This is a genomic window from Pseudonocardia pini (assembly GCF_013870575.1).
GTDB lineage: Bacteria > Actinomycetota > Actinomycetes > Mycobacteriales > Pseudonocardiaceae > Pseudonocardia > Pseudonocardia pini.
On the sequence record NZ_JACBXB010000042.1, the window covers coordinates 1 to 14,757 of the forward strand.

Genomic DNA, 14,757 nt, shown 5'->3' on the forward strand with positions numbered 1-14,757 from the left:
GCACGGGGGCCGGTCCCGCGGATCCGGCGAACCGGTCCGCCGCGAGCGCCCGCTCGGTGGCGTGGGCGACCAGGAGATCCGGGTCGACCCCGAACCCGGTCATCGGTCGAGGAGCGGGCCGAGCGCCCGCTCCGCGCGGCGGGAGACCTCGGCCGCCGCGTCGGCCGCGGTCCGCACGACGAGATCAGCGAGCCGCTCGCGGGACAGGGCCTCCGCGGCGGGCCCGAGGACCAGCCCGCTCAGCCTGCCGGAGTGGCCGACGGTGGCGCTGACGGCGCCGTCCGGGCTGGTCACGGTGGCGGTGAGCGCGGTGATCTCGGTTTGCACCTGCTCCGCACGGGTGCGCAGCTCGTCGAGGCGGCGGCGGTAGTCGGCGAGCCAGGCCCGCCCGTCCCCGGTGGTGTCCATGGCCGCACACGGTAGGAGGCGCGGGCGGCACCGGACGGGGTTTCGCGGACACGGTTCACGATCGCGAACCCCGTGTGCCCCAGCCCGAACATGCCGAGATGAACCTCAGTGTCGTCCGGACCATGATCGAACGACACCGAGGTTCATCTCGGCGGGGGTCAGAGGGCTGCGGGAACGCCCTTGCCGACGATCAGGCCACCGGTGCCGCCCTCGGCCGTCGGGTCGAGGTCGACGCGGACGGTGTCGCCCTCGCGGACCTGCCCAGAGAGCAGCTCCTTGGCCAGCTGGTCGCCGATGCTGGACTGGACGAGCCTGCGCAGCGGCCGCGCGCCGAAGACCGGGTCGAACCCGTTCATCGCCAGCCACTCGCGGGCGCCCGCGGACACCTCGAGGGTGAGCCTGCGCTTCGCGAGCCGGGTCCGCAGCACGTCGAGCTGGATGTCCACGATGTGCGTGAGCTCCTCGGTGGACAGCGCGTGGAAGACCACCACGTCGTCGAGCCGGTTGAGGAACTCGGGCTTGAAGTGCGCGCGCACCACGGACATCACGGCGTCCCGGCGGCCGCGGTCGTCGAGCGACGGGTCCGCGATCGCCTGGCTGCCCAGGTTGGAGGTCAGCACCAGGATGGTGTTCCGGAAGTCCACGGTGCGGCCCTGGCCGTCGGTGAGCCGCCCGTCGTCGAGCACCTGCAGGAGCGTGTCGAAGACGTCCGGGTGGGCCTTCTCCACCTCGTCGAACAGCACCACCGTGTAAGGGCGGCGCCGCACGGCCTCGGTGAGCTGGCCGCCCTGGTCGTAGCCGACGTAGCCGGGAGGGGCCCCGACGAGCCGGGCCACGGAGTGCTTCTCCGAGTACTCGCTCATGTCGATGCGGACCATCGCCCGCTCGTCGTCGAACAGGAACTCGGCCAGCGCCTTGGCCAGCTCGGTCTTGCCGACGCCGGTGGGGCCGAGGAAGAGGAACGAGCCGGTGGGCCGGTTCTCGTCCGCGATCCCCGCCCGCGCGCGTCGGACGGCGTCGGACACCGCACGGACGGCCTCGGACTGGCCCACCACGCGGCGGCCCAGCTCGTCCTCCATGCGCAGCAGCTTGGCGGTCTCGCCCTCGAGCATCCGGCCTGCGGGGATGCCGGTCCACGCGCTGACGACGTCCGCGACGTCGTCCGGGCCGACCTCCTCCTTGAGCATGACGTCCTCGTGGCGCTCGACCACGGCCGTCTTCTCCGCGAGCTCCTTCTCCAGCGCCGGGATGCGCCCGTAGCGCAGCTCGGCGGCGCGGCCCAGGTCACCGTCGCGCTCGGCGCGCTCCGACTCCCCGCGCAGCTGCTCGAGCTGCTCCTTGAGCTCGCGGGTGCTCTCGATCGCGCCCTTCTCGTTCTGCCAGCGGGCGGTCAGCGCGGAGAGCTCCTCGCGCTTCTCGGCCAGCTCGGCGCGCAAGGCGGTCAGGCGCTCGGCGGACGCGGCGTCGGACTCCTTCTCCAGCGCCATCTCCTCGATCTCCAGCCGCCGCACGGAACGCTCGACCGTGTCGATCTCGACGGGCCGGGAGTCGATCTCCATGCGGAGCCGGGACGCGGCCTCGTCGACCAGGTCGATCGCCTTGTCCGGCAGGAACCGGGCGGTGATGTAGCGGTCCGACAGCGTGGCGGCGGCGACGAGCGCGGTGTCGGTGATCCGGACGCCGTGGTGCACCTCGTAGCGCTCCTTGAGCCCACGCAGGATGCCGACGGTGTCCTCCACGGACGGCTCGCCGACCAGCACCTGCTGGAACCGCCGCTCCAGGGCGGGGTCCTTCTCGATGTGCTGGCGGTACTCGTCGAGCGTGGTGGCGCCGACCATCCGCAGCTCGCCGCGGGCGAGCATCGGCTTGATCATGTTGCCCGCGTCCATCGCGCCCTCGCCGGACGCGCCCGCGCCGACGATCGTGTGGAGCTCGTCGATGAACGTGACGACCTCACCGGCCGAGTCCGTGATCTCCTTGAGGACGGCCTTGAGCCGCTCCTCGAACTCGCCGCGGTACTTCGCGCCCGCGACCATCGAGCCCAGGTCCAGGGCCACGACGCGCTTGCCGCGCAGGGACTCCGGCACGTCGCCCGCGACGATCCGCTGGGCCAGGCCCTCGACGATCGCGGTCTTGCCCACGCCGGGCTCGCCGATCAGCACAGGGTTGTTCTTGGTGCGCCGCGAGAGCACCTGGACCACGCGGCGGATCTCGGTGTCCCGCCCGATCACGGGGTCGAGCCTGCCCTCGCGGGCCTGCGCGGTGAGGTCCTGGCCGTACTTCTCCAGGGCCTGGTAGCTGCCCTCCGGGTCCGGGCTGGTCACCCGGGCGGAGCCGCGGACCTTGGCGAAGGCCTCGCGCAACGCCTCGGGGGTCGCCCCGTGCCGACGCAGCAGCTGTGCCACCGGGCCGCCCTTGTCGGCGAGGCCGACGAGGAGGTGCTCGGTGGAGACGTACTCGTCCCCCATCTCGGTGGCGAGCTGCTGGGCGGCGGTGATCGCCGCCAGGCCCTCGCGGTTGAGCTGGGGTGCGGCGACGGTCGAACCCGCGGCGCTGGGGAGCCGGTTGCCGAGCTGCGTGAGCTCGGCCCGGACGGTCGCCGGGTCGGCCCCGACGGCGGCGAGCAGCGGAGCGGCGATCCCGTCACCCTGGGCCAGCAAGGCACCGAGCAGGTGAGTGGGACCGACGTCCGGGTTCCCCGCGAGCGCAGCCGCCTGGACGGCAGCCGAGATCGCCTGCTGGGTCTTGGTGGTGGGGTTGAAGGAATCCACCGATGTTCTCCTCGGATCGTGCGCGTGTCCCGGGGCCATCGTAGCCCCGTCGCTAGGGACAACGGCAGGAAACTTGAGTCTGTTCCACTCAAGGACGAGATTTTTCCGCGGCGGGAGATACTGGAGCCGATGACCGATCCGCTCCTCACCAGTCTGCTCGCGGCGGTCGAGGCCGCCCCCGCGGACGTCCCGCTGCGCCTGCACGTCGCGGAGCTGCTGCTCGCCCGCGGGCGGGGGCCCGAGGCGTTGCACCACTGCAGCACCGCGCTGGGCCAGGCGCCCGGGGACCCCGCCGCCCTGGCGCTCCTGCAGCGGGTCACGGCGGCGCTCGCCCGACCGGACGTCAACCCGGACACCCGACCACTGCCCGTCGTCCCGAAGACCCCGCCGACGGCGCCGTTCCCGGTGCGGTCCCTCCCCGAGCCCACCGCGGACGATCCCGCGACCTTCGACTGGGCCCACGCCGAGGACCAGGTCGCGGACATCTCGCCCGAGCCGGCGTTCGTGAGCGGCGACCCGGTGACCGAGGAGGTCGAGCAGGCCGTGCGGCCGGACGTCCGGCTGGCCGACGTCGGCGGGATGGAGCAGGTCAAGGAGCGGCTGGAGCTCTCCTTCCTCGGCCCGATGCGCAACCCGGAGATGGCCAGGGCGTTCGGCAAGGGCCTCGGGGGCGGGCTACTCCTCTACGGCCCGCCCGGCTGCGGCAAGACCTTCCTCGCCCGCGCGGTGGCGGGCGAGCTGGGCGCCTCGTTCACCGAGATCGGGATCTCGGACGTGCTCGACATGTGGACGGGCAGCTCGGAGAAGAACCTCTCGGCGATCTTCGCCGCGGCCCGGCGCAAGGCCCCGCACGTGCTGTTCTTCGACGAGGTCGACGCGCTCGGGCAGAAGCGCAGCCATCTCACCCACAGCTCGTCGCTGCGGAACACGGTCAACACGCTGCTGGCCGAGATGGACTCGTTGTCCGGCAGGAACGACGGCGTCTACGTGCTCGGCGCGACCAACCACCCGTGGGACGTCGACTCGGCCCTGCGTCGTCCCGGCCGCTTCGACCGGATGCTGCTGGTCCTGCCGCCGGACGAGGGCGCGCGCGCCGCGATCCTGCGTCACCACCTCGAGAAGCGGCCCGTCGAGGGGATCGACCTCGGCAAGCTGGTGAAGGCCACCGAGCACTTCTCCGGCGCCGACCTCACCCACGTCTGCGACACCGCCGCCGAACGCGCCCTCGCCGACTCGATGCGCACCGGTCAGGTGCGGCCGTTGACGATGAAGGACCTCCAGGCCGCGCTCAAGGAGGTCCAGCCGAGCACCGGGCCGTGGTTCGCCACCGCCCGCAACGTGGCCCTGTTCGCCAACCAGGACGGCACCTACGACGACCTCGCCGCCTACCTCAAGAAGAACCGACGGCTGTGACCACACCGTTCGAGCTCGCCCTGCGCGCCGAGCAGCTGGGCCGGATCGGCCGGATCCCCGACGCCGAGCGGGCGGCCCGCGAGGCGGTGGCCCTGGAGCCGCAGGACCCCCGGCTGCTGGGCACGCTGTCGTCGACGTTGTTGCTGGCCAAGCGCTACGACGAGGGGCTGGCCGCGGCCGAGGCCGCCTGTGCGAGCGGGCCGGAGCTCGAGCGCTCGCACCGGCTGCGCGCCCTGCACCTGTCGATGCTCGGCAGGCACGCCGAGGCGGTGCAGGCCGGATACGCCTCGGTCTCCATCGCCCCGGAGGAGCCCGCCGCCGCCCACGGCTACGCGAAGGTGCTGCAGCGCGCGGGCCGGGCGGTCGACGCCGTGCAGGTCGCGCGGCGGGTGGTGGAGCTGGACCCCGACTCGGCCGCGGCGCACCTGCTGCTCGCGGACTGCGCCAGCGACCTGAAGGACAAGGCCCATCGCGAGCTCGCGCGCGCCGAGTACGAGGCGACGCTGCGGATCGACCCGGAGAACGCCGCGGCCAAGCACGACCTCGCCCTGCTCGACGCCCGCTCCCGCCGCCCCGCGCAGGCCCTCGCCGGCCTGATCCAGGCCGGTCGGCTGGACCCGACGATGCCCGAGGTGATGCGGACCGTCGTCGTGGTGCTGTGGCAGCTGTCCTGGCGCCTGCGCATGTGGCTGTTCGTGGCCACCCTGTTCACCCTCGGCGCCTCGCTGTCCTCGGCCACGGGCGCACGGGTCTCCGCCGGGATCGTGCTGCTCCTGACCGCCGGGCTCGTCTGGTGGACCGTCCGCGACCTGCCCCGCCAGACCTGGCCGGTGGTGAGCCGGGCGGTCCGCACCGACCGCCCGCTGACCCTCACCTATGCAGCGCTGGCCCTGTGCCTCCTGCTCTACCTCGGCGCCCTGGCCAGCGGCTTCGGTGTGATGGTCACGGGGGTGTGGATCGTGCTCATCGCGCTGGGCTGGCTGGCCCTGGGCGTGCGAGCCTTCCGCCGCTGACCCTCGGCGTCATGGAGCCACAACTGTCGTTCGACGGGTTGTGGCTCCACAATGCGGTCGGGGTTCGCGGTCAGGTGAAGTCGAGGTCCCCGCGGCGGGTGCGCTTGAGCTCGGAGAAGTGGGGGTTCCTCGCGAGGAGGACCGCGCCGTCGAAGAGGTCGACCGCGTCCTGGCCGCGGGGGACGGCGGAGAGCACGGGGCCGAAGAAGGCGGTGCCCCCGACGTGGAAGGTCGGGATGCCCACGTCGAGGCCGACGGGGGCCATGCCGGCGTCGTGGCTGCGGCGGACGGCCGCGTCATGGGACGGGTCGTCGGCCGCCGGGAGCAGGTCGAGCGCGTCGATCTCCGTCAGCGCCTCCCGCAGCGCCCGGTCCCGCGGGCGGACGCGGCGCACGTGATAGGCCCGGCCGAAGGCCTCGTAGAAGGGGCGGAGCTCGCCGAGCGCCGCACCGACCCGGACCGGGCGCCACGCGCTGTCGAGCCCCTTCTCCGCGGGATCCTCGGCGTTCAGCACGGCGAGGCTCATGAATCGGAGCTCGACGTCCAGAGGCCGGTGCCGCGCGACCTCAGTGATCCACTCGTAGCCGATCCAGGCGAAGGGGCACACCGGGTCCACGTAGATATCGACCTGCACGACTCCTCAGGATGCCGCATGTGCTCGATCGACGCCGTGGTCGCGGCGGCCGGGTCCCAGGTCGGCCAGATCGGGAAGACCTGCAGCGCCGCGGAGGCGAGCAGGAGCGCCACCACGAGCGGGCGTCCGGGCCGGGCACGGGTGTGTCGTGGCGCGGGGACGGACACCGCGCCCTCGGTCAGCAGCACGAGGGAGGCGACCATCCCGACGAAGGCGAGGCCCCACCAGCGTCGGTAGTCGTCACCGACGGTGCTGAGCAGCAGTGCCGCGACGCCCTGGGCCACCACCGCGAGCAGCGCCCAGCGCGGGTGGGCCCGGCCGGTCCGTGCCCACAGGACGTAGGCGGACAGCGCGAAGCATCCACCCAGCAGGACGGTGCAGACGAGGATGGTCACCGGCGAGATGCCCGCGGTGAAGGCGAGGCCGTCCCTCGTCGTCTGGCCGAGGGCGGAGATCGAGCTCTCCTCGGTCAGGGTGACCGGCAGTCCCGCCGCGGCCGCCCGCTCCGACGCCGCGACCAGCAGGTCGCGGCTCGGTCGGACCACGAGGGACGCCAGGGTCACGACCAGGCCCGGCGCCAGGGCGACGACCACTCCGACGAGCCGCTCGGTCCGGGTGCGCCCGAGCCGGGCGGCCGCGACGACCGCCGGCGGCCCGAGGAAGGCGAAGGCGATCTCCTCGGTCGCCGCGCCCACCAGGACGGACAGCGCGATCCCGAGGACGCGGGCCCACGGCGTCGACCTGCGCACCGCGAGCACCGCCACCAGCGCTAGGCAGGCGACCACGACGGCGTCGTAGCGGCCGCGGTTCTGCACGGCGAGCGAGAAGGTGAAGGGCGAGGCGACCACCACGGCGGCGACCAGCAGCCGGTCCCGCGGGTCGCGGACCACGGCCAGGATCATTCTCGTCAGGACGACGAGGGCGGCGGCCACCAGTACGACCATCAGCACCCCGACCACGGACGCGGCCGCGAGGCTCGGCGGACCACCCAGGAGGGTCTCCACGACCTGGCCGACCAGCCCGCGTCGGACGAACCCGTCCCGGTAGGACACCCAGTACGCGCTGGCGTTGTACCAGCCTGCGAAGGTGTCCGGTCCCAGCGTGGCGCTGCCCAGGAAGGCCGCGCAGACCGCGGCCGTCCACGCGAGGGCCAGCACGGCGACCCCATCGCGGAGACCCCGCACCCGTCGTGGCGCCCCGGTGAGCACCGTTCCCCCGATCACGTGCTGACCGTCGGGCGGAACGGACCATGCGTTAGCCCCCGAACGGGTCAACCCCCGCGGAGCTCCAGGTTGATCTGCTCGGCGTCCAGGTTCTCCAGGGCGGAGGTCAACGCGGCGGAGGCGAAGGTGCCCTCGGCCCGGGCGGCGACGAGGGTGGCGCGCTGCGCCTCGATCATCTCCAGCATCAGGGCCCTGAAGTCGGCCGGATCGGGCCGCTGCACGTCGTCCGAGGTCCGTTCCAGGAACGTCGCGACGGCGGGGTTCGCGGAGTGCTTCTCCAGCACCTCGCGGCTCGCGGCCCGCATCCGCGCGAGGAGCTCGCCCCGCTCGGCCGCCAGGTCCTCGGGATCCGGGCCCGCGGGTCGCACCAGCCGGACGAACCAGGCGAGCGTGCCGCCCTGGACCAGCAGCGATCCCGCCGCGACCAGGAACGCCACGAACACCAGCAGCGACCGCAACGGGGTGTCCTCGGGCAGCGTCTGGGCCGCGGCGAGGGTGACCGCGCCGCGCATCCCGGCCCAGACGATGACTGCTCCCTCGCGGGCGCCGAGCGGCTCGGCGAGCAGGTAGTCGATGTCGGCGATCTTGCGGCGCAGCCGCGTGCGGAACTCCTCGGCGCGCTCCGGATCGTCGATCTCCCGGCTCCGGCCGCGGAACTCGAGGGTGTTCCCGAGCCGCAGCCTCTCGTCCATGCCCGCCAGATCGGGCCGGAGCGACTCGCTGCGGCGGGCGAGGCCGCGCTGGACGCCGATCAGCGGGGCGATGAACGCCGCCCGCACCGCGACGGTCAGCAGGAGGGCGAGGGCCGCCAGCCCGATGCCGAGCCACGCCGAGCCGCCGTCCTCGCGCAGGTCGCCCAGCACGGTCGTCAGCTCCAGGCCCATCAGCAGGAAGATCGCGCCCTCCAGCACGACCTCGACGGTCCGCCAGTTCTGTCGGTCGGACAGCCGGTGTTGCGGCGACAGGTACCGAATGGCGCCCTGTCCCGTCACCAGCCCGGCGACGACGGCGGCCACCAGCCCAGAGCCGTGCAGCGCCTCGGCGGGGATCGAGGCGGCGAACGGGATCGCGTACGAGACGACGGTGCTGACCGGCGCCTGCCGGATCCGTGATCGGACCAGCAGCCCCAGCCTGCCGACGAGGAGCCCGACGACGACCGCGACCACCACCGCGATCGCGAAGTCGGCCAGCACCCCGCCGACGGACACCGACGCCGCCGTGGCCGCGATCGCCGCGCGGAGCACGACCAGCGCGGTGGCGTCGTTGAGCAGGCTCTCGCCCTCCAGCACCGTGGTGATCCGCGGCGCGACCCCCACCTTCTTGACGATGGAGGTGGCGACGGCGTCGGTGGGGCTGAGGATCGCCCCCAGCGCGAACGACGCGGCGAGGCCCAGGTCCGGGACCAGCGCGTGGACGACGAACCCGATGACCGCGGTCGACAGGACGACCAGGAGCACCGACAGCCCGGAGATCGCGCCGAGGTCGCGGCGAAAGTCCATGGCGGGCATCGCGACCGCGCTGGAGAACAGCAGCGGGGGCAGGACGCCTGCGAGGATCCACTCAGGATCGATCTCGAACGCGGGCACACCGGGGACCAGGCTCACGCCGAGCCCGACCACCACCAGGACGAGCGGGGCCGCCACCCCGACCCGGTCGGACAGCGCCGAGGCCGCCGCGATCGCGAGCAGTCCGAGGAGGCCGATGAGCAGCAGTTCCACGGAGCAACGCTATCCCGCGGTGCGGTCGACGATCGGCGGCACGCTGGGGCAGGGTGATGATCGCTGGTGAGGTGTTCTGAGCATCGCCCGCGGAGCGCTGAGTGCACGCAACCAGCGATCTTGCCGCGCTGAGAGCACGAAACGTGCGATCTTGCCGCGCTGAGTGCACGCAACCAGCGATCTTGCCGCGCTGAGAGCACGAAACGTGCGACCTTGAGACCACCCCGCCTCAAGCCGCGTCGATACTCCTGACCGTCAGCACGTGCAGGGTGCGCTCGCCCCGGTAGCCGTCCCTCCCGTGCAGGAAGCGGTAGTTGTCCAGGACGAAGAGGTCGCCCGCGTCGAGCCGGAAGCGCGGGGCCACCTCCATCGCCGTGGCGAGGACGTCCGCGTACCGGTCGAGCAGCGCGGCGTGCCTCTCCCACTCCGGCTCCCGCGGCACGGGCGCGGCGTAGTCGCTCGCCCGCACCACCCGACGTCCGGTGCGCGTGTACTCCACCAACCTGCGGACGAGCGGGGTCCCCGGCACCCCCCGGGCCGGGGCGACCCACGCGCCGAAGTAGTCGACGTCCGTGCCGACCAGGAACTCGTGCACCTCGCGCAGCTCCGGGTCCTCGGCCGTGCGCAGCGCCTCGACCAGCGCGTACCCGTCGACGAGCACGGAGTCGCCGCCGGAGTCCGCCGCTCGACCGCACAGCATGAACAGCCAGTCCTCGTCCGGGTCGCGCAGGCGGACGGACCGGCCGTGCACGTCGACGACGACGTTCGCGCCATCGGAGTGCAGCCCCAGGACCGGCGCGTCCGCACCGCCCTGCGGCCGGATCCCGAACAGCTCGCGCAGCCGCCCGCCGAGTGCGGTCGCGGCCGCGTCGACCAGGCGCTCGGGGTCCGTCGCGTACCCCGGGACGATCACCGCGCCCGCGGTGTCCACACCGGACCGCAGGTCGCCGACGGGCGGGACCACGCCGACCCCGTCGAGTGTGGACTTCCACTCGGGACGGACCTCGCCGCTCCGCCGACCGCTCGCGCTCGTGACCGCCACCCGGTACCCCTTTCGCAACTTACTGGCATTAGCACACTATCTGCTGGACCAGCGGGACTCCAGGCGTCGACCCAGCGCCGTGACCAGGAGCGCCACGCCCACGACCGCCACGGCGGGCACCAGGACGAGCTGCGGCGCGGCGAAGAGGTACTGCCTGCCCTCGGCGAGCATCGCGCCCCACTCGGGCGTCGGTGGCTGCGCGCCCAGCCCGAGGAAGGACAGCCCGGCCAGCGAGAGGAGCACGTTCGCGAACCGCAGGCAGGCGTGCGCGGTGAGCGGGCGGATCGCGTTGGGCAGGATGTGGACCAGCGTGATCCGGCCGGGTCCGGCGCCCAGCGCCACCGCCCCCTCCACGTACTCGCGGGCCCGCTCGCGGACCGTGAGCTGGTAGGCGAGCCGGGCGAAGGGCGTCCAGCCGGTGAGCAGGACGGCGATCAGCAGTGTCGAGAGCCCGGGCTCGCGGACCGCCGCCACGACCAGCCCGACGATCACGGTGGGGATGGCAACGAGGACGTCGAGCACGCGTTGCAGCGCCTGCCCCGCGACGCCGCCCGCATAGCCCGCGAGCAGGCCGAGAAGGGTCCCGACCACGGCGCATGCGGCCACCGCGACCAGGGTGAACCACACCGAGAGCCGGGTGCCGGCGACGAGCCGGGCGAGGACGTCACGGCCGAGGTTGTCCGTGCCGAGGGGGTGGGCGAGCGAGGGCGCGGCGAAGCGGTTCGCGAGGTCGGTGGTCAGCGCGTCGACCGGGAGGAACGCCGCCACCAGCACGAGGACCACCACGAGGACCAGCGCCCGCCTCACGCCCCCACCTCGCTGCGGGCCACGGGGTCCAACGCCAGCTGCAGGAGCTCGGCACCGACCCCGGCGAGCACCGCCACCCCCACGACGGCGAGCAGCCCGGACTGCAGCATCGGCAGGTCCTGGCCGATCACGGCGTCGTAGAGCAGCCTGCCGAGCCCCGGGATCCCGAACGCCACCTCGACGACCACCGCCCCGCCCAGCAGCCCGGCGAAGAACATCCCCGACAGCGCGGTGACGCCGGTCAGCGCGAGCCGCGCGCCGTGCCGCCAGATCAGCTGAGATCCGCCTATCCCCTTGGCGAGGGCGACGGTGACGTGCGGGCGGCCGAGGGCGTCGAGCGTCTCGGCTCGGGTGAGCTGCGCGGCCAGCGCGGTGGGGAACGCGGCCAGGGTGAGCACCGGCAGGACGGCCTGCGCGGGCGTGCCCCACCCCGTCGCCGGGAACAGCGGCACGGCGATCGCGAGCAGCAGCACGAGGACCGGGGCCAGCACGAACTCCGGCACCGCCGTGCCGACCACCGAGAAACCGGTGACGGCCCGGTCGGCGAGGCCACCCCGTCGTCGGGCCGCCCACACCCCGAGCGGGATCCCGACGATCCCCGCCACGAGCAGCGCCAGCGCCGAGAGCACCGCGGAGACCTCGAGCGCAGCGCCGAGCTGCGGCGCGATCGGGGTCCGGGTGGCGAACGAGATCCCCAGGTCGCCCTGCAGCGCGTGCCCCAGCCAGCGCAGGAACTGCTCGGGCCACGGGCGGTCCAACCCCAGCTCCGCGGTGACCCGCGCGGCCGCCTCGGGATCCGGCTCGGCCTCCGCGACGCGACTGCGCAGCACCGACCGCACCGTGTCGACCCCCGCCAGGCGCGGCAGCAGGAAGATCAGCAGCGCCGCGCCGAGGAGGACGAACGGGAGGGTGAGCAGCCGCCGCGCGAGGAGACCGCCCATCTACGAGGTGCGGGTCAGCTCAGGGGTGATCAGCGACTTGGCCAGCGGGTCCACGACGTACCCGGAGACCCCCTTCGTCACCGCGTTCTCCTGCGAGTGCACCAGCGGCACCCCGACGGCGTCGGCGTTCAGCTTGGCCGCGGCCGCCTTGAACACCTCCTGGCGCTGCGCGGGGTCCGTGATCGTGCCCAACGGCGCCAGCAGGGCGTCGAACTCGGGCGAGCAGTACTGGTTGATGTTGTAGGACCCCTCGCAGCTGTAGTCGCTGACCAGGCTGGCCCCGGTGTCCGGCACGTCGGTGAGGTAGTTGCGGGACAGCAGGAACATGTCGTAGTTCCCGGCGAGGAGCTCCGGCTCCTGCGTCCCGTACTCGCCGATCTGGATCTGCGCGTCGATCCCCACTTCGCGGAGCATGCCCTGGACGGCGGTGGCGAGGGTCGGCAGCTCGGGGCGGTTCGGGTAGGTCTGCAGCCGCACGGTGAGCTGCGGCGTGCCTGCCCGGGTGAGCAGGTCCTTGGCGCCCTGGACGTCCGGCGCGGGCGGCGGGTCCTGGCTGCCCCACGCGACGGCGGGCCCGTACAGCTCCGACGCCGGCAGCGCCGACCCGGCCAACGCCTGCTCGGCCAGCGCCGTGCGGTCGATCGCCTTCGCGACGGCCTGCCGGACCCTGACGTCCGCGAACGCGCCCTTCTCGTTCAGCATCAGCGAGACGGTGCGCGGGGCGGCGACGGTCTGGTCGTCGTAACCGTTGCCGCCGGTGAACTCCAGCAGCGAGGACTCCGGCAGCCCCTGCGCGACGTCCACGTCCCCGGCCCGCAGCGCCAACGCGCGGGCCGCCGGGTCCGTGACGTACCGCACGCTGACCTTCGCCAGCTGCGGGCGGCCGCCCCAGTAGGCGTCGTTGCGCTCGAGGGTGGCCTGCTGGTTGCCCTCGGTGGTGACCAGCCTCATCGGTCCGGTGCCCGAGCCGATCACCGACGGCGGCCCGCCGGTGTAGGCCGCGGGCGCCAGGATCGCGGTGTTCACGCTGCTCAGCCGCAGCGGGAGGATCGGGTCGGGCGCGGTCGTGGTGACCGTGACGGCGTCGGGGCCCGCCTCGGCCGCCCGCAGCCCGATGCCCTTGATCGCGCGCGGCGGTGCGGACACCCCCGCGACCCAGGTCAGGGCGTTGACCACGGCCGCGGGGGTGAGTGGGGTGCCGTCGTGGAACGTCACGCCCGGGCGGAGGGTGAACCGCCAGGCGGCCCCGTCCTGCTGCCACGCGGTGGCGAGGCCGGGCTGTGCCGTGCCGTCCGGACCGGCCTTGACCAGGGCCTCCGCGGACCCGAGCTGCGCCACGACGAACGCGTCGTCGGTGTCCATCGCGTAGCCGGACCGCGGCGAGAACTGGGCCGCGATCCGGAGCTCGCCGTCCGCGACCGGGGCGCCGGTCGGGGCGGTGGCTGCGCCGCAGCCGGCGACGAGGCCCACCAGGGCGACGGCGGCGAGGAGCCGTTTCGGGGTGCGCATCGGAGACCTCTCGGGAGGCGGATCAGGGCCGACGGAGATCGTGCGGACACCTGAACGAGCTGTCAATCATGTGCGCGGACCTGCATGAATGCGCGCGGACGTCACAGTGTCACGTGACACCTGCAGATGCTAGTAATAGGCAGTTATGCCCGCACCCACTGGTCTCCGCCGCGTCGGCGTGCTCGCCGACTTCGGCAGGCTGCCGCTCGTCATGAAGCTGCTGGTGTCCACCCAGCTGGCCTTCAACGTGGGCTTCTACATGGTGCTGCCCTACCTCGCGACGCACCTGGCGGAGGACCTCGCGCTCGCGGGCGGGACGGTCGGGCTGGTGCTGGGGCTGCGGACCTTCAGCCAGCAGGGCCTGTTCGTGGTCGGGGGTGCCCTGGCCGATCGATGGGGTGCCAAACCCGTCATCCTCGCCGGCTGCGTCCTGCGGGTCGGGGGCTTCGTCCTGCTCGGGGTCTCGGGGACGGTGCCGGGTGTGATCGCGGGAGCGCTGTTGACGGGGTTCGCGGCGGCGTTGTTCTCCCCGGCCGTCGAGTCGTCGCTGGCGAGGGAGGCCGGTGAGCTGGAGGCCGAGCTCACCACGCGGTCCCGGGGCACCGAGCCGCCCGGCGGCACGGGAGGCCCCATCACCCGCGCGGACGTCTTCGCGATGTTCGCCGTGAGCGGGCAGCTCGGGTCGGTCGTCGGGCCGCTGGTGGGGACCGCGCTGCTGCTCGTCGACTTCCGGCTGGCGTGCCTGGTGGCCGCGGGCGCGTTCGTGCTGATCCTGGTGGCGCACGCCGTCTGGCTGCCGCGGCGCACCGCTCCGCACGCCGGGGAACCGCTCCTCGCAGGCTGGGCCGAGGTGCTGGCCAACCGTCGGTTCCTCGCGTTCGCGGCGGGCTACTCGGCCTACCTGCTCTGCTACAACCAGCTCTACCTCGCGCTGCCCGCCGAGCTGACGAGGGTGGGCGCCGAGTCCGCGCTGGGGTGGCTGTTCGTGGTGGCGTCGGTGATGGTGGTCGTCGGACAGCTGCCCGTGACGCGGTGGGCTCGCCGGACCGGCGGCACCCGCGCCCTGGTCCTCGGATTCGGGCTGATGGCCTGCGGGTTCGCGGTGGTGGCCGCGGCGCAGTCCGTACCGGAGGTCTGGCCCGCCGTGGCGTTCGTCGTGCTGCTCACCGCCGGGCAGATTCTCGCCGTCCCGATCGCGCAGGACCTCGTGCCGCGGCTGGCCGGGGAGCGACGGCTCGGCGCCTACTTCGGGGTGCTCTCCTCGGCGGGCGGGCTCGC

At 73.4% G+C, this 14,757-nt stretch carries 12 protein-coding genes; 3 read left to right on the top strand and 9 right to left on the bottom strand.

All coding sequences use genetic code 11. The annotated features are described in order from the left end of the window. Positions 1 to 99: 99 nt before the first annotated feature. Both H5J29_RS04845 and clpB read right to left on the bottom strand, forming a co-directional pair. Positions 100 to 408 (bottom strand): YbaB/EbfC family nucleoid-associated protein, encoded by a 309-nt coding sequence (locus H5J29_RS04845; RefSeq protein ID WP_181779694.1) that lies wholly within the window; start codon positions 406 to 408, stop codon positions 100 to 102. Positions 409 to 566: 158 nt separating this feature from the next. Beyond that, positions 567 to 3,179: an ATP-dependent chaperone ClpB gene (gene clpB, locus H5J29_RS04850; protein ID WP_181779695.1), complete on the bottom strand. Its 2,613-nt coding sequence runs from the start codon at positions 3,177 to 3,179 to the stop codon at positions 567 to 569. A 129-nt stretch (positions 3,180 to 3,308) separates the two neighbouring features. Here clpB and H5J29_RS04855 point away from each other — a divergent pair, with 129 nt between their 5' ends. Further along, positions 3,309 to 4,592, top strand: coding sequence for an AAA family ATPase (locus tag H5J29_RS04855; RefSeq protein WP_181779696.1), 1,284 nt, complete (start codon positions 3,309 to 3,311; stop codon positions 4,590 to 4,592). Then, on the top strand, positions 4,589 to 5,605 hold the full coding sequence (locus H5J29_RS04860; protein ID WP_181779697.1) for a tetratricopeptide repeat protein: 1,017 nt from the start codon (positions 4,589 to 4,591) through the stop codon (positions 5,603 to 5,605). Before H5J29_RS04855 ends, H5J29_RS04860 begins: the two co-directional genes overlap by 4 nt. Before the next feature lie 70 nt (positions 5,606 to 5,675). Here the strand turns inward: H5J29_RS04860 and H5J29_RS04865 are convergent, their stop codons facing one another. From H5J29_RS04865 to H5J29_RS04895, 7 genes are all read right to left on the bottom strand, one after another. Further along, positions 5,676 to 6,239 carry a mycothiol-dependent nitroreductase Rv2466c family protein gene (locus tag H5J29_RS04865; RefSeq protein ID WP_181779698.1) on the bottom strand — a complete coding sequence of 188 codons (564 nt, stop codon included), beginning with the start codon at positions 6,237 to 6,239 and terminating at the stop codon, positions 5,676 to 5,678. After that, positions 6,128 to 7,462 carry an Rv1490 family membrane protein gene (locus H5J29_RS04870; RefSeq protein ID WP_181779699.1) on the bottom strand — a complete coding sequence of 445 codons (1,335 nt, stop codon included), beginning with the start codon at positions 7,460 to 7,462 and terminating at the stop codon, positions 6,128 to 6,130. Before H5J29_RS04870 ends, H5J29_RS04865 begins: the two co-directional genes overlap by 112 nt. A 47-nt stretch (positions 7,463 to 7,509) precedes the next feature. Continuing rightward, the gene (locus tag H5J29_RS04875; RefSeq protein WP_181779700.1) at positions 7,510 to 9,180 is read right to left on the bottom strand and encodes a cation:proton antiporter; all 1,671 of its coding nucleotides are present in this window, start codon (positions 9,178 to 9,180) and stop codon (positions 7,510 to 7,512) included. Positions 9,181 to 9,409: 229 nt separating this feature from the next. Then, a complete protein-coding gene (locus H5J29_RS04880; protein ID WP_181779701.1) occupies positions 9,410 to 10,222 on the bottom strand; it encodes a TauD/TfdA family dioxygenase in 813 nt (270 codons plus the stop codon). Positions 10,223 to 10,258: 36 nt separating this feature from the next. Then, positions 10,259 to 11,029 carry an ABC transporter permease gene (locus tag H5J29_RS34690; protein WP_181779702.1) on the bottom strand — a complete coding sequence of 257 codons (771 nt, stop codon included), beginning with the start codon at positions 11,027 to 11,029 and terminating at the stop codon, positions 10,259 to 10,261. Next, a complete protein-coding gene (locus H5J29_RS04890; protein WP_181779703.1) occupies positions 11,026 to 11,970 on the bottom strand; it encodes an ABC transporter permease in 945 nt (314 codons plus the stop codon). The genes H5J29_RS34690 and H5J29_RS04890 overlap by 4 nt, the downstream gene beginning before the upstream one ends. Then, a complete protein-coding gene (locus tag H5J29_RS04895) occupies positions 11,971 to 13,479 on the bottom strand; it encodes an ABC transporter substrate-binding protein (protein ID WP_181779704.1) in 1,509 nt (502 codons plus the stop codon). It lies immediately after the preceding gene. A 145-nt stretch (positions 13,480 to 13,624) separates the two neighbouring features. Here H5J29_RS04895 and H5J29_RS04900 point away from each other — a divergent pair. Continuing rightward, on the top strand, positions 13,625 to 14,757 hold a 1,133-nt coding region (locus H5J29_RS04900), incomplete at its 3' end, for an MDR family MFS transporter (RefSeq protein WP_181779705.1).